This is a genomic window from Providencia sp. Me31A, assembly GCF_050487165.1.
In the GTDB taxonomy this organism is placed as follows: Bacteria; Pseudomonadota; Gammaproteobacteria; order Enterobacterales; family Enterobacteriaceae; genus Providencia.
Genome location: NZ_JBKQGZ010000017.1, coordinates 106,389 through 125,833, shown reverse-complemented (window position 1 = coordinate 125,833; position 19,445 = coordinate 106,389). Strand labels below are relative to the sequence as shown.

Sequence of the window (19,445 nt, the reverse complement as noted above, 5' to 3'; positions counted from 1 at the left end):
GCTTTAACGTTGGAATTTCCTGTTTCAGCAAAACTGACTAATGCGAAATATATCATTCTAACAACAATGATTGACTCTATTTCTGATGGCGTTAATAAAGCGACGGCGCAGGTTATTGCGAGTGAAGCCTACACAGATATTTTAAATCAGTGGATGACGGCTCAGGGTACCATTGATGTTGAATTGCCAACTGGCCAGAAAATCAAGATTCGTACGGTTGCTGAAATGGATAAGCAGCTAGATGGGAAGTTTGATAAGACAGGTGGAGCTATTTCTGGTGATGTGACTTTCAGTAAGAACGCAATTAAGTCGACTAAAGGGACGCACACCTTGCCTGCCAAATCTGGCACGCTAATACAATTTGGTGATTGTGGTGTTGGAGTTAGCTTGGTTCAATCCTCTGAAAACCACACATCAACAGAGCTTGGCTGTGGTTTTTATGCTATGCCGGGTAGTGCGAGTGCTAATCCATGGGGGGGTAATGGGTTCGCATATGTCATTAATGTCCGCGCCGAAGGTTATGGATTCCAAATTGGTAAAACAACAGGAAACAAAAGTTTATCTTTTAGAACTTTAGATAATGGTGAGTTTTCGCCGACTTCAGTGCTGTACTCAACGTTAAACACAACAAAAGACTCAAACGGCAACTTAAAAGCCGCATCTCCGATTGTTAAAGTATTTGCTGACCACATCGAGACTAACGATGAGTCGGAAGGCGTTGAAATGGAGCATCTGGGTGTCGGTCATTACCTCATTAAAGGTATTGTGGGCTTTAATGCAGATGGTGCATGGGGTATCAATAACGGCTTTGTTATTCCTCAAGACCATAACGGTAAAAACATGGTTCTCATTGATTACGAGGTGAGACCTGATGGGGATATTGAAGTTTTTGTTTTCCACCAACAGAACGCAGATATGCCGGAACGCTTCCAGAACAAGCGCATTAAGCACTTTGATGAAGAAGGCGTGCCTGTTTACTTCGAAAACTACGAGCCTTGTGACGTACCGGAATCGCGCTGGATAGACATGCGTGTCGAAATGCCACCTAACTCCATCTACAATCAAAAGCAAGTTGAAGCTGAGAGACTCGCTAAGCTAGAAGCAGAGCGATTAGCACAAGAAGAAGCTAAACGTATTGCTGAAGAAGCGGAAAGGGCAGAGCAGGAAGCTGCGGAACGTAAACAATATGGCCTTGGTGATAATGATACATTACTGTAATTAAGCATTAAAAAGCCGCAGAAATAAACTGCGGCTTAGTTTTACATTAAATATTTTTTTTCAGAAGGTTTGCTAGTTTCAGTATCACTATAAAAATACTGCTCTAACTGCTTTAGTAAATCCCTAGCGACACTTTCATGCATAAAAGATTGTATAGGCTCTCTCTTAATGTTTTGCATTTCAAGTGTGTCCATATTAAATTTTGGGTCAGAGAAAATAATTTTCATGAACACAAAACCAGGAGGGTTATCAGTAGATATGTGCGCTTTTTCCAATTTAGGGATGTATTCAGCATTATCTACTTCTAGTATCTCATCGTTGTTATTCTTCATGCTGGTACCCACGAATCATCTTGCCAAATTTCTTCCAATAGTTGCCCTATCTCTTCTTTCTCATCATCAGTTTTAGTGCCGCTAATCGTAAGTGATTGTGATGAGCTCATAGCGACACGTAAACTCAATGGACCAAACCGGTCACCAATCCTTTTTATAATCTGTTCCTGCAGGGCATTTCTAGTTTTATCAGAAGGCTTTTGTTTTGATTCTTTATCAAATAGTATCTCTATACGTGGCATAATAAATACTCCGATCATACTGTGATAATATACAGTGTATTTATATACAGTAAAATTAGGGTTTGCAAGGTTATAGTGATTTTTTTGTGTTACTAGGAAAGGGATTTTTGTGTTGTTAGCAAAAACAGGAGTAACACAGTTAGAAACACAGTTTTTTATTTATTTGATTTTATTGGTTATTGTTTGAAGTGAATCACATATCACAGTTGATGCAGCGTTTTGTAATTAATAAAGACATATCAGTGACTTATACTCTATGAAGTTAAAAACAGCAACGGATATCTTGCACTTATTTGTTACTGGTATTCGATTTTTGTGTTTTTATACAGCCATTTTACATTGAAAAGCGTGAAAAAGTAATACTAAATTACAATACTTATTTTTCATCTTGCTTGAATATAAATGCGGTATTAGCTCGTTATTGTGTAGAATGATTCCCCTTATAAAAAATAAAAATAACTTTAATTAACAGTGCGTTATAAAAAGATAATGGTTTGTTAACTAAAAACAAAACTGTTGTGATTTTTTTGTATTCTTTTATGAGAGGTGGAATTTATTACAATTTATAAGAGTGGGTGTATTTACCTTTGTTGTGTAGGAATGTTCAAGATAACTTTACTATAAGTATAGATAGCAAAGTTATCTTTTAATAAGCTGAAAAATAATAATTTTTAGTAACGATAAATATTGTTTTTTATTAGGCTAATTACTTTGGAATATAATTATTCGTTTATTTCAAACAATGAATAAAAATTGATTTCTTTGTAAATACAAATAAAAAGTTTAATTTAAATTTTTTTATTGTTAGTTAGTTTTATGTATTTAATGAATATAATAAATATTCACAAAGAGCGAAAGTTATGATAGAAATAATGAAAAAGATAAAGGATCGAAAATATGTTCGAAAATCTTGGTGTTCTTAACTTCTGGACTTATTTGGCAGGGTTAATTTTAATCATTATCGTACCAGGGCCTAACTCATTATATGTATTAAAAACAAGTACATCGAGTGGTACTCGGTTTGGCTATCGGGCTGCTCTAGGGGTATTTACTGGGGATGCAATATTAATTTTTCTGTCATTTATCGGTGTTGCTTCAGTGATAAAAGCATCTCCAACATTATTTATGATAGTGCGTTATTTAGGGGCTGCCTATCTACTCTATTTAGGTTGTAAAATTTTATATAGCACCTTTATACATAAAAAATTGAATCAAGACGGCATTGATGTTGTTCCAATTAAAACAGAAAAGCATTTTACTCGTGCCATAGTGCTGAGTATAACGAACCCGAAAGCAATTTTATTTTATATTTCTTTTTTTATACAATTTGTTGATTTTAATTACTCTCATGCATGGGTACCGTACCTTGTACTCGCGACGATTTTAGAGTTAGTCAGTTTTTTATACTTAAGTTTGTTGATTTTTAGTGGCTATTTGATAGCGCGTTTTTTACGTGAAAAACAACTCCTTGCGAAGCTTGGAAATTGTACTGTGGGAGCATTCTTTATGGGGTTTGCGGCTAAATTAGCGATTTTTAGCAATTAAAATCAGTTAGCTATTACGGAGGTAAAAGCATTTTAATTGCAGTCATTCTAACATTTGAGGATAATTGTGTGTAAAACGCATTGACCAGAGGTAAGAGTGACGCAATTAGAAATCGATGAACACTGGATGCAGCAAGCCCTTGAACTTGCGCTAAAAGCACAAGAGAACGGTGAAATTCCTGTTGGCGCTTTACTAGTTAAAGATAATCAATTGATTGCTTCAGGTTGGAACCGTTCTATTATTGACCACAATCCTACCGCTCATGCCGAAATTATTGCTTTGCAACAAGCAGGGCAAGTGTTGAGTAATTACCGTTTATTAAATACGACGTTATATGTGACGTTAGAGCCTTGTATCATGTGTGCAGGGGCGATGATCCATAGTCGTATAGGTCGAGTTGTTTATGGGGCTAAAGATTTTAAAACCGGTGCTTGTGGTTCATATATGAATATTATGGAACAAGCAGGATTGAATCATTATGTGGATGTTACAGGTGGTATTTTAGCAGAACAATGCTCATCGATGCTGAGTGCTTTTTTTAAAATGCGCAGGACGCAGAAAAAATCACAAAAGCGCCAACAAGGCTAGTTGTCATTATAATGATGGGATTGTAATGGTTTTTCTGGCGCTTTAAAGGGGGGAGAGGGGAAATTAGGGGCTTCTTTGGCTGACTCATTCTTTAATGAGTATCCTGAAGCTAAATAGTTACTTAAAGAAAGCTTTCCATTATTAAGACTCTTAAGCGTTTGTTTTGATGAGCTCATTGCCCCTAAATATTTAGTACTCACCTTTTCAGGGATAGGAGATTGGTTTTCTACAGGTTTGGGTTCTATTGATTTAAGGTTTTCTGGCAAAATCAAGTAAGTCAGCGACTTTTGAGCAATATTGAGTGCATGCTGTTTTCTTTCCTGGCTTTGTAGATAACCAACTAAACTTTGGTGATAGCGGCGAATATTTTCAACATAACGATATGCCTCATTACCCCGAGCGTAACCATAGGTTAACTGAGAATAATACTTTTGTTGTGTTAAAAGTGGTAGTCGCGCTTTGACGTCTAACCAGCGGTCAGGATCACCACCTAACATTTCTGTTAATTTACGGACATCTTGCATGTGCCCGTAGCCCATATTATAAGCAGAGAGTGCAAACCAAATGCGGTCATCCTCCTCGATGGTTGCAGGTAACCGTTCCATAATATAGGCAATATAGGCTGCACCACCCTTGATACTTTCCTCGGGATCTAACCGGTTAGAGATGCCCATTGTTGTTGCCGTTGGTTTTGTTAGCATCATTAAGCCACGTACACCCGTTGGTGAGGTCGCTAAAGGCTCCCAGTGGGATTCTTGCCATGCAATAGCGGCTAATAACTTCCAATCAATAATTTGGGCATATTTTTCAAACAGTGGTTGATATTCAGGAAGTTTATTATCAATGGCGTTAATAAATGCCATCGTATCAAAATAATCGAAAGATTCTACGTGGCTAAAATATTTTTCATTGAGCCGAGCGAGTAATTCCGTTTCATTAGCCATGTTAAAAAAATCAAGTAAAGCAGCATCTAGACTATTTTCTTGGCCTCTGCGCATATACCAAGTTACCGCATGGTCATCGAGTAAATCAAATGCGACTGCAATTTGCGGGTGGATACGCTGTTGTAATGCGATGGCAATAGAATCTTCTAGTGTGTAATCAATTTCACCTTCTGCGACCATCTCGAGTAGCTGGTTTGTCGTGTATTTTGAACTTTCTTCCCATTTTAGATTTGGATATTCTTTAGCCAATTGTTTTAACGTACTCACATGTGCGCTACCTGACATAACAAGTAGTTTACCGTCAATATCTTTAAAGGATTTTGGACGAGTGGTTCCTTTGCGATACACAAGCTGTTGTGTCACATTCAAATAACTTGGCCCAGTTTTCATTTTCGCTAATCGTTCTTTATTGTAGAGCAATCCCGCGACTGCGATATCGGCATCACCGTTTTCAAGATCATCAAAAATTTGCTCAAAAGTAGGGCGAATAGTGATTTTAAGTTTCACGCCTAAGTACGCGGCAAAGCCTTGAGCAAGTTCGTAGTCAAAACCACGTAACTGTTCTTGCTCATCAATATAGATAAGTGGCGAGCTAACGGCACTAATACGTAATTCACCTTGGGCAATAATTTTATTAATTTGTGAATCTTGTATATTTGGCCAACGGACGTTAAACCCGATGACCATAGTAGCCAGTAGCGCGATGACCACCACGATTAAATAGTTAACTTTTAAGTTATTCAAATAATAGTTTCTCGTGCATTGACTGGTGTTGTGTGTCTAAAAAAAGTATGGCTAAGTAATGGTTATAATTCCAGTGGTTGGTTATTTTGCTTAACAATTAGGATTGGTGCAACCGATATTATCGCATTTAGCACAGAATAATATTTAACTAATTGTTCTATTTTTAATCACGCAAACGGTTTCGTATTGATGAACATTGCTCTATAATGTATCTCGGTTTCCCTGCTTTCATGTTCAGGGCTGGCGTTTAAAAGAGAGAAATTAAGACTATGGAAATTTTGCGTGGTTCACCTGCTCTATCAGCATTTCGTATTACCCGCCTTTTGGCGCTGTTGGCAGAAAAACAGCTTCCTGTAACAGATATTTATGCTGAATATATGCACTTTGCTGAAGTTTCGGCGCCGTTAAGTGAAAGTGAGCAAGGCAAACTGAGCAGTTTGTTAAAATATGGTCCTTCTCTACCAGAGCATGACCCATTTGGTAAACTTATTTTAGTCACTCCTCGTCCGGGAACAATTTCTCCGTGGTCTTCAAAAGCCACTGATATTGCACATAACTGTGGTCTTAGCCAAGTAAAGCGTATCGAACGTGGTATTGCTTACTATGTTCAAGGGGATGCTCTGAACCAAGAACAATGGCACGAAGTGATGACTATTTTGCACGATCGTATGATGGAAAGTATTTTCTCTTCTTTTGAACAGGCGAGTGCACTATTTCTACAACAACAGCCAGCGCCAATGAAATTGATTGATGTGATTGCAGGTGGACGGTCTGCGTTAGAAATAGCAAATAAAGAAATGGGCCTTGCGTTAGCAGACGACGAAATAGACTACCTATTAGATGCTTTTATTGGTTTAAAACGTAATCCAACTGATGTTGAATTATATATGTTTGCTCAAGCAAACTCGGAACATTGTCGCCACAAAATTTTTAATGCAGATTGGGTAATTGATGGGCAAGAACAGCCAAAATCGCTGTTTAAAATGATTAAAAATACCTTTGAAAAAACACCTGATCACGTATTGTCTGCCTATAAAGATAACGCAGCGGTGATGGAAGGTTCCCCTATTGGGCGTTTTTTCCCTGAACCTGAAAGTCGTACCTACCGTTACCATCAAGAAGATGCTCATATATTAATGAAGGTGGAAACCCATAACCATCCAACTGCAATTTCACCGTGGCCGGGCGCAGCGACAGGCTCTGGCGGTGAAATCCGTGATGAAGGGGCTACGGGGCGCGGTGCGAAACCCAAAGCGGGGCTAGTGGGTTTTTCTGTTTCTAATTTGCGTATTCCGGGCTTTGAGCAGCCTTGGGAGGAAGATTTCGGTAAACCAGAGCGTATCGTGACGGCTTTGGACATTATGATGGAAGGGCCATTGGGCGGTGCGGCGTTTAACAATGAATTTGGCCGTCCTGCGCTGTTAGGCTATTTCAGAACCTACGAAGAAAAAGTTAATAGCCACAATGGTGAAGAGTTACGTGGCTACCATAAACCTATCATGTTAGCGGGTGGGATTGGAAATATCCGTGCTGACCACGTGCAAAAAGGTGAAATTACGGTTGGTGCAAAGCTAATTGTACTCGGTGGCCCTTCAATGAATATTGGCTTAGGTGGTGGTGCTGCATCATCGATGGCGTCGGGTCAATCAGATGCAGATTTAGATTTTGCATCTGTTCAGCGTGATAACGCAGAAATGGAACGTCGTTGCCAAGAGGTTATCGACCGTTGTTGGCAGCTTGGCGATGATAACCCTATTTTATTTATCCACGATGTGGGGGCGGGTGGGTTATCTAACGCAATGCCTGAGCTGGTGAGTGATGGTGGCCGTGGTGGGCGTTTTGAGTTACGTAAAATTCTCAATGATGAACCGGGTATGAGCCCACTAGAAGTGTGGTGTAATGAGTCTCAAGAGCGCTATGTTATGGCGGTCTCTCCTGAGCAACTTCCTGTATTTACTGCTATTTGTGAACGCGAGCGCGCACCATTTGCCGTGATTGGAGAGGCAACGGAAGAGCGTCATTTAACGCTGAATGATGAACATTTTTCTAACCAACCAATTGATATGCCTTTGGATGTTTTATTGGGTAAAACACCCAAAATGCTGCGTGATGTAACAACACTAAAAGCAGAGCCTGATGCATTAGACAGAACAGCTATTAATTTAAATGAAGCGGTTAAACGTGTTTTACACTTACCCGCAGTGGCTGAAAAAACATTCTTGATAACAATAGGTGACCGTACAGTAACAGGAATGGTCGCTCGTGACCAAATGGTTGGCCCTTGGCAAATCCCTGTCGCAGATTGCGCGGTAACGACAGCAAGTTTAGACAGTTACTATGGTGAGTCGATGTCAATTGGTGAAAGAACGCCAGTGGCATTAGTGGATTTTGCTGCATCGGCACGTATGGCAGTAGGGGAAGCATTAACTAACTTAGCGTGCTCCTATGTACAAGATCTTAAACGTGTAAAACTTTCTGCAAACTGGATGGCAGCCGCAGGGCACCCCGGTGAAGATGCAGGTTTATATGAAGCGGTTAAGGCAGTGGGTGAAGAGCTTTGCCCTGCACTGGGTTTAACTATTCCAGTGGGCAAAGACTCAATGTCAATGAAAACCCGTTGGCAGCAAGATGGCGAAGAACGTGAAATGACATCGCCACTTTCCTTGGTAATCACTGCGTTTGGCCGTGTAGAAGATGTTCGTTTGACGGTAACACCTGAGTTAAAAACTACCGATGATAACGCCTTATTATTAATTGATCTTGGACAAGGTAACAGCGCACTCGGTGGCTCTGCGCTCGCACAAGTCTATCGTCAACTTGGAAATAAAGCACCGGATGTACGTAGCGCTGAGCAATTATTAGGTTTCTTTAATACAATCCAAAAATTACTGTCTGAACAAAAATTATTGGCTTATCACGATCGTTCAGATGGTGGCTTATTGGTGACATTAGTTGAAATGGCTTTTGCCGGTCATTGCGGGATTAATGTTGATATTAGCTCATTTGATGAAGACACCTTAGCGGCATTATTTAATGAGGAGCTAGGGGCGGTTATTCAAATCAATGAAGCTGATAGAGCCTATGTTGAAGCGCGTTTTGCGAAGGCAGGCTTGGCGGGGTGTGTTCATTACCTTGGTTCAGCTATTCATGATGATGTGGTGGTTATCAGTAGTCGTGATACTGTTGTGTACCGTGAATCTCGTAGCTTATTGCGCCAATGGTGGGCTGAAACTACATGGCAAATGCAGCGCCTGCGTGATAACGAGGCGTGCGCGGATGAAGAGCACACCATGAAGCAAGATAACCAAGACCCCGGTTTGAATGTGAAACTGACTTACGACATTGAAGAAGATATTGCGGCTCCGTTTATTTTATCAGGTGTGCGCCCTAAAGTAGCTGTACTGCGTGAACAAGGCGTAAATTCACATGTGGAAATGGCAGCTGCCTTTGACCGTGCCGGTTTTGATGCTGTTGACGTGCATATGAGTGATTTACTGGCAGGTAACTTGTCTTTGACACAGTTTCAGTCATTAGTCGCTTGTGGTGGTTTCTCTTATGGTGACGTATTGGGCGCAGGTGAGGGGTGGGCAAAATCCATTCTGTTCAACAGTAAAGTGCGTGATGAATTTGCTACGTTCTTTAACCGCCCAGATACGCTATCACTGGGTGTATGTAATGGTTGTCAGATGATGTCAAATTTACATGAATTAATCCCAGGCGCGGAGTTCTGGCCTCGTTTTGTGCGTAACCGTTCAGAACGTTTTGAAGCGCGTTTTAGCTTGGTTGAAATTGCGAATAGCCCATCACTATTATTGCAAGATATGGCGGGCTCTCGAATGGCGATTGCGGTTTCTCATGGTGAAGGGCAAGTGGAAACTCGTTCTGCTGCACATTTACAGCAATTGGAAGACAATGGGCTGGTGGCGATGCGTTTTGTGAATAACTATGGTCAAGTGACGGAACAATACCCAGCTAACCCGAATGGCTCAGTCAATGGGATTACGTCTGTAACCTCAAAAGATGGGCGTGCAACCATCATGATGCCTCACCCAGAACGTGTTTTCCGCACGGTAAGTAATTCGTGGCACCCTGAGAATTGGGGGGAAGACAGCCCGTGGATGCGCATTTTCCGCAATGCGCGTAAGCAGCTTGGTTAATGATGATTTAATTTAATTTGCACTATGCCCCCTTTTGTTAGATATAAAACAATAGGGGGTTTTTATTTTTTAGCAAAAATTAACGCCCTAAACTATTGCGAGTATTAGGGCGAATAACGCGTCTAACGAAAGCGCTTTATTTCCAAAAACGGTTAATTTGTTCCCTCAATGCTTCAGCCGTTTTTTTACCTTTATCACCCACTAAAGCACGACCTGCAATAAAGGCTTTGGCTTTGATGCCGTTAAATAAATGGATGTCTTCCGGCACGATACCGCCGGTAATGGACAACGCTAAGCCAAGTTCTGATAGCTTATGCATTTTTTCGAGATCTTCATTTGTCCAACCTATACCTGCGAGTTCTGCATCACGAGAACGATGGTAAATAGCCTGAGAAATACCGAGTTTTACCCAATTTTGGGCATCTTCGAATGTCCAATTACCATAGATTTCGATTTGGATTTCACGATTAAATTCATCGGCAACTTTTTTACATGCTGCGATTGTGGCGATATGAGCCGCAGCGGAGACGGTGATCCAATCTGCACCAGCTTCAAAAGCCATGCGGGAAAGAATTGCGCCACCATCGGTCGTTTTCATATCACAAACAATAATATGATTTGGATATTTTTTACGTAACGTGGCAACCGAGTTCATTCCTTCCGCAAAGGCTAATATGGTACCGACTTCAATGATATCAACAAAAGTGTGTACATTTTCAGCAACATTTAAAGCGGATTGTAAGTCAGTTTGGTCTAATGCAATTTGGATCAAAGGTTTTGTCATTGTGGCTGTCCTAAAATATGTTCATGTATTAGACGCGCAAGACCATCACCATTATTATCTGTCGCGCAGACGGAATTAGCGTGGGATTTCACCGTGTCATCCGCATTTTTCATTGCAACGCCTAGGCCTGCTAGCTCAATCATGGAGATATCATTGTGGTTATCACCAACAGCGATAACTTGGTTTGAGTTATAACCCAAGGAGTCAAGATATTCAGCCAAACGTGTTCCTTTGTTATTGCCTTTTGCGGCAAAGTCGAAACGGTTTGACCATGACTTTTCTGCATTAAAAGTTTGTTTAATCCAAGGAGTACTTAAGAAACGTTCTAACGTTGCGGGTTCACCTTCGACGACAAACTTCCAAATGTAGTCAGCCTGCTTGACTTGTTTTTGAAATGAATCAATGCGATAAATTTTTGGTGGATGGCTCATTGCGGGATCTTTAGCCCACTGTTCCATCACACTCATGTAATCGATAGGATCGATTTTTGAATACACCATGGCATCGGTAATATACATCACCATTTTCAACTTGTTTTGTTGTGCTAATTCAATAAAGGTGAGTGCATTCTCTTTAGAGAGAGCATTGTGCGTAATAACTTTTTCATTTTGGTAATCATAGATATAAGTACCATTGCAACAAATAATTGGCGTGGTTAGCCCAAGCTCATCATAGTAGGGACGGGCGGCAGTATGGTGGCGGCCTGTGACTATCATAACATGGCATTTTTTTGCTGCTGCTTGAATGGCTTGTTTGACCGAAGGGTGGATCGTATGTTCTTGAGTTAAAACCGTTCCATCCAAATCAAGTGCTAATACTTTATACATAGTTGATTACCCCTATTGCTAATTAATGATTCTTTTTGATTATCATTAATTTAGCATAATGCTTGATCAATAACCTGATAAACATCATCAATCGTACGGCAACGGCGTAGCTTCTCAAGATCAACGCCAGTTTCACTGTCTTCATCATCCAGTACCTGAGTGACTTCCATTAGCCCTTCCATGTGCTCATCGGAAGAACTCCCCGCTAAAGTGATTAGTACGTCAACAGGTTCATCTTCTCCATCAAAAACAATCGGCTTTTTCAATGTCACTAAGGCAAATGCAGTTTTGACCACACCATCTTCAGGTCTTGCGTGTGGGAGGGCTAAATTAGGTGCGATACAAATATAAGGTCCAAGTTTTTCAACACTGCTAATAATAGCCTCGTGATAGCTAGGTTTTATCGCCCCTGAAGCGATAAGCAGGTCTGTTCCTATCTTAATGGCATCACGCCAGTTGTCAGCGGATGCTTGTAACTGTATCGAATTATTGTCGATTAATGATTGTTTGAATCCCATCATTGCCTTCCTATTTTTCTACGTTAAGTGAATAGATACAGCGGTGAGCGATATCTATTCCTATGAGTGATGCTATTTTTTTCCGATAAAGTTGGTATGAATAATATTGAGTAGTTCATCACCAAATGAATTTGGATTGAGCATATTTTGCACACCAAGGATAAACTTGCCTTCTCCTGGTTCCATTTCTGCACTCAGGTGCTTAGAGGAAACAATAATATCGGTTGCAGGTAATTTGGATTTATAATCGGATACCGCACAGGAGTCCATTACATGAGGAATACCTTTCTTTTCAAGATATTGGCCAATTTTCATTTTCATCATCATCGACGAACCTTGGCCATTACCACAAACGGCAAGGATTCTGACAGGTTTTGCTTCATTGTTTTCGAATACTATTTCATCATCTTCATTCGCGGTATGGTCGTCCTCTGACCGATTGTTATCATTCGTGATAGCTTGTGCATCTTCTTCTGCTCTCAAGGCTTTGGAGGCAAAGTACATATACACAACGGCTAAGGCAATAATGACAAAGAAGAACATTTTAGAGATTGAAAGGCCTTGCATGATAACAGGGAAGGCGAGAGCCCAGTCTGCCATTCCCATCCAACCACTAAAGTCAGTGCCTTGGCTGTTAATTAAGCTGATTGCCCACGCAGAGCCCAAGACTTCAATAACCCCCATCACGAAACATACTTTCATGACGGCTTTCCAGCCACCAAAATGGTTGGCAAAAATACCGATAGTCGCGTTCGAGAAGAACATAGGGATAAAGCCTGGAATAATCATTATGGGGGAGTTGAAAGCCAACATCCCGAGTACGGCAACAAATTGTCCGATAGCGCCCCACATGAAACCAAATACCATCGCATTAGGGGAGAACGCATAGATGGCGGCGCAGTCAATCGCAAGCACAGCATTGGGGATCACACGCTCTGAAATACCTTTGAAAGCTTCAGATAATTCCGCCACAAACATACGTACACCAGTAACAATGATTTGAATGGCAACAGCAAATTTTAAGCCAGTTTCAATAATATAAATGGTCCAGTGGGTGGTTCCTGCCATCGTTTGTAGGTTGGGGATACCAAAGGAAATTAAGATAACACCAAAAAATAAGGTCATTACAATGGCGGTGGCGGAGATACTGTCATGGAAGATATGCAACCATTTCGGCAGTTTTAAATTATCAACGCTGTCTTTTTTATCGCCGAGTTTAGGCGCAACTTTAGTGGCTATCCATGAAGCAAATTGTTGCTGGTGGCCAATTGAGAACCCTGCTCCGCCAGTCACTTCTTGTGTTGGTTTGAACATAATATTGGAAGAAATTCCCCAATATAGCGCCATTAATACTGCAGAATAAATAATGGTTTCCCACATACTCGTGCCGAGTACAAAATAGAAAACGGCAATTAACCCGGCTTGCTGGAACATAATATGGCCCGTTAGCATGATGGTACGAATACCTGTGATACGGCGAAATAGCACCAACAATATGTTAATCGCGAGGGCTAATAAAACGGTATAACCGACCCATGAGTAGTTATCGCCCATCGCTTCCATTGTTGCCATCATGGACGTATAAGGGTCAATAACTGAGCCAGTAAGCCCATGGTATTCAGACATTTTTTCAATGACGGGTTTGAAGCTTGAGACTAAGGTACTGGCACCAACGCCAACTAACATAAATCCAACAATCGTTTTAATTGTTCCCTTTAAGATTGTGGTGCCATCACGCTTTAACAACCAGTAACCAATAAATGTGACTAAGCCTAACAGTAGAGGCGCTTTGGTCATTACTTGGCTGTAAAAAATATAGAAAGCGTTATATAAAAAATCCATATTTTTACCTCTAATCAAATTGTATTTGTAATTTATATAGGGCAGAGATTAATCATATTGATCGTATGTGGTGTTGTTGCGATATAATCATTCTAAGCTGATAAGTGCTCACTTAGAAATCACAAGTGATCAAGTGTAATCACGCATTGCTCTTTTTTGATTGTTTGCATTTGTGCATTTTTTTACCAGTTAAAAAATAAATAAATGACGACTCGATCACGTAATATTTTAATTAATGATTAAAATCAATATGTTGATTGTATTTTTTCTCAATGTTATTTTTTTGGGGTCTTAAAGGTTGACAACTGTCATTGGGATAAATAGAATCAAAACCAATCACAAATAATCATTTGTAGTCATTATGAATCGTACAGGTGATTATTTATTAATAGGACGATAGTTATGAATGAAGTGCAAAGACACAATGAAATATTGTCTTTATTAGAAAGTAATCGGGTGATTAACGTTTCTCTAATTACAGAACATTTTAATGTGTCTCCTGCAACGGCTCGTCGCGATATTTCTAAATTGGATGAGCAGGGAAAATTGCGGAAAGTTCGTAATGGTGCTGAGCGAATTGAAAGTAAAAAACGTAAGTGGACACCGTTGAATATTGACAGTACTGACCACTATGAAGAGAAATCGCAAATTGCGGTTAAAGCCGCAGAGTTATGCCTCCCCGGTGAAAGTGCGGTGATCAACTGTGGTTCAACGGCTTTTTTACTCGGACAGCAGTTGTGTGGGAAAAATGTTCAGATCGTCACCAACTATTTTCCATTAGCCAGCTATTTAATTGACCAAGACCATGACGATGTCATTTTGATTGGTGGCCAATATAACAAAGCTCAAAATATATTTTTGAACCCGGCTCTGAATACCTTAATGGGCTATGCAGGTAATTGGATGTTCACATCGGGTAAAGGATTAACTGAAGCGGGTTTATATAAAGCGGATATGCTAACCGCAGTCGCTGAGCAGCAAATGCTCGATCAAATCGATAAACTCGTGGTGGTAGTGGACAGTTCTAAAGTGGGTTATCGGACAGGGATGTTATTTTGTCCCGTTAATAAAATCGATGTTCTGATCACAGGGAAAAATGCTAACCCAGAAGTGATCAAGGCCATAAAAGCACAAGGAACACGCGTTATATTAGTCTAGCTCCACAACATATCGGTTTTATTGAATTAAACATATCTGGTTCAAATGCCTTAATTTTTACATTAAGGCATCAGGTTCCCTACATTTAAAATTCTAGAAAAAGGTATTATGACTATGAGTAAAGTTAATGAAATTACACGCGAATCTTGGATTTTAAGTACGTTTCCTGAATGGGGAACTTGGCTAAATGAAGAAATCGAAAAAACGGTAGTCGAGCCGAAAACCTTCTCCATGTGGTGGCTTGGATGTACTGGAATTTGGTTAAAAAGTGAAGGAAATACCAATCTTTGTATCGATTTTTGGTGTGGAACAGGGAAAAAAACACAGAAAAATCCGCTAATGAATAAGCAACACCAAATGATGCGCATGGGAGGCGTTGAAGCCTTACAGCCAAACTTAAGAACCGCTATTTTTCCGCTTGATCCATTTGCAATAAAGCAAGTTGATGCGATTTTGGCATCCCATGACCATGCAGACCATATTGATGTTAATGTTGCCGCGGCGGTGCTACAAAATTGTGGTGATCACGTTAAATTTATTGGTCCACAAGCGTGTGTCGATTTATGGACTAAATGGGGGGTTCCTACAGAGCGCTGTGTGGTGGCAAAAGTCGGTGATGTGATTGACATTGGCGACATGAAAATCCGCGTATTAGATTCATTTGACCGAACTGCATTAGTGACATTGCCGCAAGGAGTTTCTTCTTATGACAAGCAAATTCTAGATGGTATGGACTCGCGTGCGGTTAACTATTTAATTGAAACAACAGGGGGGTCTGTTTACCACTCAGGAGACTCGCATTATTCAAATTATTATGCGGCTCATGGAAATCGTTACAATATTGATGTAGCGTTACTTTCCTATGGTGAGAACCCGCGTGGCGTGACGGACAAAATGACCTCATCCGACATTTTACGCGCAGCGGAGTCATTAGACTGTGAACGCGTGATCCCATTCCATCACGATATATGGGCTAACTTCCAAAATGACCCTCGTGAAATTGAAGTTTTATGGAAGATGAAAAAAGAGCGCCTACAATATAAATTTGCGCCATTTTTCTGGCAAGTGGGTGGAAAATACACTTATCCAACCGATAAAGACCGTATGCATTATCAACATTTCCGCGGCTTTAGCGATATTTTCAAAAATGAACCGGAGCTGCCATACAAAGCATTTTTATAATTAAGTGAGCTTATTAAGAAAAGCAGAAGGGGGAGGCTCTTCTGCTTTTTTATTTGGATGTAATAATGAAAAAACCGCCACAATCAGTAGCGGTTTAGGTTATTGAATTAGGAATTATTCGTTTTCGTTTAAGATAAACATGCCGAATGGGTGAATTTGTAAATAAAGGTTCTCACCAACAGAAGGTTGCAACTGTGTCGCATTAATTTGCAGTAACATTGATTGACCATGCCAATCAACAGTGACTTCATATTGAGGTCCCATATAAGCAACATGAGTCACAGTGCAGCGTTGGCTATCTTCACCCTGTAAACTTAGTGTAATAGCTTCAGGGCGCACTCCAACGGTTACTTGCGTTTTATCCGTTGCGAACTGCTCTGGGCGTGGTAAACAATAATTGAAAATATTCACCGAATCAGCGCTTAGTGTAGCAGGGAAAATATTGGCATCCCCCATAAAGCTGGCCATAAATTTTGACGCTGGCTGGCGGTAGAGCGCTTGTGGAGAGCCTAACTGCATGATTTTCCCTTTATTCATAACCAGTACCATGTCAGAAACCGCAAAGGCTTCGCTTTGGTCGTGGGTGACATATAAGGAGGTGATATTGAATTGTTGCTGTAATTCCCGGATTTTTTCACGCATGCTACGACGCAAGTTCGCATCTAAGTTACTCAATGGCTCATCAAATAACAACACTTTGGGTTTTAGGATCAACGCACGCGCTAAGGCAACACGCTGTTGCTGACCACCTGAGATTTGGTCAACGAAACGGTCAGCAAAGCCTGCTAAATCCACTAATTCCAATGCCTCATCAACCCGCTTTTTAATGTCCGCTTTAGGTAACCCTAGCATTTTTAAGCCATAACCGACGTTATCGCCTAAGGACATATGTGGGAATAGGGCGTAGGATTGGAATACCATACAAATATCACGCTGTTGAATTGAACGGTCTGTAACATCTTCGCCATCAATATACATGCGGCCTTCAGTAGGCTTTTCTAACCCTGCCACTAGGCGTAATACCGTGGTTTTACCACAACCGGATGGGCCTAATAGGGTGACCATGCTGCCTTGCGGAATGGAAAGACTTAAATCATCGATGACGGTATTGTTGCCAAAGCGCTTAGTCACATTTTTTAATTCAACAAAATTATGTTGTGTCATATCAGTTACTCCCTGATTACTCTGCATTTTTGGCTTTGGAGCGTGAAACACGGGCTTCGCCAATCAAATAGTCAAATAAGAAAATAATTGCCAGCATGACGACAATGAGGATTGAGCCATAGGCAATGGCAACACCATATTCTCCGTCCTCTACACGGTTCAAAATATAGGCGGTTGCGACGCGAGTATCAGGAGTCACTAAGAATACAATCGCACTAACCGTGGTGATTGCACGGACAAAGCTATAAATCAACGCGGATAGAATGGCGGGGCGCAACAGTGGCAGTAAGATAAAGAAGATGGTGCGCATTGACCCCGCCCTTAAGCTGAGTGACGCTTCATCTAACGATTTATCTATTTGGCCTAAGCCTGCAATACCTGCACGAATACCGACAGGAACATTACGCATCGTCATTGAAATAATGACGATAGCGGCAGTCCCCGTTAAATAAAACGGTGAGTCATTAAAGGCTAATATGTATGACACCCCAGCAACAGTTCCCGGTACGGCAAAGCACAGCATAGTGGTAAATTCAATCGTCTTTTTACCACGGAAGTCTTGGCGAACCACAATATAAGCGATAAGCAAGCCAAGAATAGCGGTGATAGGCGCTGCGATACCTGCATATAGAAGGGTATCTAACAATGATGGCCACGCACCATCGCTCATACCTTGACCAAATAATTTGATGAAATTATCGAAAGTTAAGGTGTAATCGACACCCCAGTTAACGGTAAAGCTACCGTAGAAAATACTGCCGTATAACAAGACGTTAAATGCAACCCAGATAGCTAAGAAGGTAGTCACGGTGGCAATTAATGACGTTGGTAGCGGCTGGACATCACCACGGTAAGATTTCCCAGACACGGTGACATAGGAGCGTTTGCCTATCCACATGTATTGAACGCAGAACACTAATAGTGAGAACACTAATAATGATGCCCCCAAGGTACTCGCGGCTTGATAATCCAGCTGCGAACCCGTGATATAGAAGTAAATTTGTGTTGCCAGTACGTCGAAGTTACCGCCTAAAACTAACGGGTTACTAAAGTCAGCCAGTGATTGTACGATGACGATTAAAAATGCGTTTGCCAAAGCAGGTTTCAATAATGGCATAAACACATTAAAGAAAGTTTGGTAGCGATTTGCGCGTAAAGTATAAGACGCTTCTTCTAAAGATGGGTGAATAGTTTTAATCGCACCATCTAGGATCATGAATGACATAGGAGTGAATGCCAGCACTTGGGCTAACCAAATCCCCGTAAAGCCATACAGCCAGTTAGTGTTCTCAAGACCCATATAGGCGGCAAGGAACTCGGTAATATAACCCGAGCGGCCCATCATCAACGTGACCCCTAGCCCAACAACAAATGGTGGGGTGACAATAGGTAAAATAGAAAAAACGCGACCAAGGATGGCGGAACGTTTAGCGATGCGCGAGGTATAAATGGCTAAAATTAAGCCAAAGAACGTACAACCCGCACCGACGGCTAACGATAAAAATACGGAGTTAATAATAACTTGGACAATATGCGATTGTGTTAAAATGGCGACAAAGGCAAATGGTGCAAAATCCCCATTTCCATCAGTAAACATCGGTATGAAGATAGCGACACTTGGAAACACAATGAATAGGGCTATCAACGCAACAACGGTGATCAGCGACCCAATAACGAACTGGTCTCCACCGAGCCACTCAAGGCGGGTTAACGCCAATGTTATTATCATGCCAAGCGCTATAAACAGCACGATAGTTGAGTAGCCTAACCCTTTACCTTCAAAATAAGAGGTTAATATCACCGTCACGGCAGTGACAGCCGCAATACCAATATCGAAATAATGACGAGTTTTATGATAACGATCCGCAGGTGTTAGCGGGCGAATAAATAAAATAGAAGGCAATAAACACCAAAGCCAGCTAATGTTTAGGCTGCTCCAACCATAAGCCGCTATGATTTCGTCTTGTGTTGAGTCAAGTACGCCATAGTCTAGGCTCCAAGAAGGCAGCAACGCGAAACCTAGCCAAGCAACCAGCAGCCAAAGGAATATACTATCCTTTTTGGTTGGAGTTGATAAGGTTAGGGTTTGAGACATAGTTCCCCCTAAGCTCGTCATATTTTGCTTACTACCTCATTGAGAAGTAACAATTGAAATAATTCGAAGCTTAATTAAATTGATTTTTATTTTAGTTAAGTAAGT

The 19,445-nt window shown here is 40.9% G+C and carries 15 protein-coding genes; 6 read left to right on the top strand and 9 right to left on the bottom strand.

Annotated features, from left to right (window positions below):
• The coding region (locus ACLPIE_RS15115; RefSeq protein ID WP_430262605.1) for a phage tail fiber protein at window positions 1-1,218 on the top strand (1,218 nt) is incomplete at its 5' end.
• A 41-nt stretch (window positions 1,219-1,259) separates the two neighbouring features.
• Here the strand turns inward: ACLPIE_RS15115 and ACLPIE_RS15110 are convergent.
• Window positions 1,260-1,550, bottom strand: a complete 291-nt coding sequence (locus ACLPIE_RS15110) for a hypothetical protein (protein ID WP_239978794.1) — start codon at window positions 1,548-1,550, stop codon at window positions 1,260-1,262.
• On the bottom strand, window positions 1,547-1,792 hold the full coding sequence (locus ACLPIE_RS15105; RefSeq protein WP_211889642.1) for a DinI-like family protein: 246 nt from the start codon (window positions 1,790-1,792) through the stop codon (window positions 1,547-1,549). Before ACLPIE_RS15105 ends, ACLPIE_RS15110 begins: the two co-directional genes overlap by 4 nt.
• An 897-nt stretch (window positions 1,793-2,689) precedes the next feature.
• On the opposite strand from ACLPIE_RS15105, the gene leuE reads away from it, so the two are divergent.
• Together leuE and tadA are read left to right on the top strand one after the other, a co-directional pair.
• A complete protein-coding gene (leuE, locus tag ACLPIE_RS15100; protein ID WP_430262604.1) occupies window positions 2,690-3,337 on the top strand; it encodes a leucine efflux protein LeuE in 648 nt (215 codons plus the stop codon).
• 96 nt (window positions 3,338-3,433) lie between these two features.
• Window positions 3,434-3,925: a tRNA adenosine(34) deaminase TadA gene (gene tadA, locus ACLPIE_RS15095; protein WP_430262603.1), complete on the top strand. Its 492-nt coding sequence runs from the start codon at window positions 3,434-3,436 to the stop codon at window positions 3,923-3,925.
• Here the strand turns inward: tadA and mltF are convergent.
• Window positions 3,922-5,556: a membrane-bound lytic murein transglycosylase MltF gene (gene mltF, locus ACLPIE_RS15090; RefSeq protein WP_430262608.1), complete on the bottom strand. Its 1,635-nt coding sequence runs from the start codon at window positions 5,554-5,556 to the stop codon at window positions 3,922-3,924. The two genes, tadA and mltF, sit on opposite strands and share 4 nt — an antisense overlap.
• Window positions 5,557-5,882: 326 nt before the next feature.
• Here mltF and purL point away from each other — a divergent pair, with 326 nt between their 5' ends.
• Complete coding sequence (gene purL / locus ACLPIE_RS15085) at window positions 5,883-9,770, top strand: phosphoribosylformylglycinamidine synthase (RefSeq protein ID WP_430262602.1); 3,888 nt, start codon at window positions 5,883-5,885, stop codon at window positions 9,768-9,770.
• A gap of 136 nt (window positions 9,771-9,906) precedes the next feature.
• Here purL and ACLPIE_RS15080 read toward each other — a convergent pair whose 3' ends face one another.
• The 4 genes from ACLPIE_RS15080 to ACLPIE_RS15065 all read right to left on the bottom strand — a co-directional run bounded on the left by ACLPIE_RS15080 (window position 9,907) and on the right by ACLPIE_RS15065 (window position 13,741).
• Window positions 9,907-10,554 carry a 3-keto-L-gulonate-6-phosphate decarboxylase UlaD gene (locus ACLPIE_RS15080; RefSeq protein WP_430262601.1) on the bottom strand — a complete coding sequence of 216 codons (648 nt, stop codon included), beginning with the start codon at window positions 10,552-10,554 and terminating at the stop codon, window positions 9,907-9,909.
• On the bottom strand, window positions 10,551-11,381 hold the full coding sequence (locus ACLPIE_RS15075) for a Cof-type HAD-IIB family hydrolase (protein WP_430262600.1): 831 nt from the start codon (window positions 11,379-11,381) through the stop codon (window positions 10,551-10,553). The genes ACLPIE_RS15080 and ACLPIE_RS15075 overlap by 4 nt, the downstream gene beginning before the upstream one ends.
• A gap of 50 nt (window positions 11,382-11,431) precedes the next feature.
• Window positions 11,432-11,899, bottom strand: a complete 468-nt coding sequence (locus ACLPIE_RS15070; protein ID WP_430262607.1) for a PTS sugar transporter subunit IIA — start codon at window positions 11,897-11,899, stop codon at window positions 11,432-11,434.
• Between the two features lie 72 nt (window positions 11,900-11,971).
• A complete protein-coding gene (locus ACLPIE_RS15065; RefSeq protein ID WP_430262599.1) occupies window positions 11,972-13,741 on the bottom strand; it encodes a PTS ascorbate-specific subunit IIBC in 1,770 nt (589 codons plus the stop codon).
• A gap of 402 nt (window positions 13,742-14,143) precedes the next feature.
• On the opposite strand from ACLPIE_RS15065, the gene ulaR reads away from it, so the two are divergent.
• Both ulaR and ulaG read left to right on the top strand, forming a co-directional pair.
• On the top strand, window positions 14,144-14,899 hold the full coding sequence (gene ulaR / locus ACLPIE_RS15060) for an HTH-type transcriptional regulator UlaR (protein ID WP_430262598.1): 756 nt from the start codon (window positions 14,144-14,146) through the stop codon (window positions 14,897-14,899).
• A 114-nt stretch (window positions 14,900-15,013) separates the two neighbouring features.
• A complete protein-coding gene (gene ulaG, locus ACLPIE_RS15055) occupies window positions 15,014-16,081 on the top strand; it encodes an L-ascorbate 6-phosphate lactonase (RefSeq protein ID WP_430262597.1) in 1,068 nt (355 codons plus the stop codon).
• Window positions 16,082-16,195: 114 nt separating this feature from the next.
• On the opposite strand, the gene fbpC is transcribed toward ulaG, so the two are convergent.
• Together fbpC and ACLPIE_RS15045 are read right to left on the bottom strand one after the other, a co-directional pair.
• Window positions 16,196-17,245 carry a ferric ABC transporter ATP-binding protein gene (gene fbpC / locus ACLPIE_RS15050; protein ID WP_430262596.1) on the bottom strand — a complete coding sequence of 350 codons (1,050 nt, stop codon included), beginning with the start codon at window positions 17,243-17,245 and terminating at the stop codon, window positions 16,196-16,198.
• A gap of 16 nt (window positions 17,246-17,261) precedes the next feature.
• Window positions 17,262-19,340, bottom strand: coding sequence for an ABC transporter permease (locus ACLPIE_RS15045; protein WP_430262595.1), 2,079 nt, complete (start codon window positions 19,338-19,340; stop codon window positions 17,262-17,264).
• Between the last annotated feature and the right edge of the window lie 105 nt (window positions 19,341-19,445).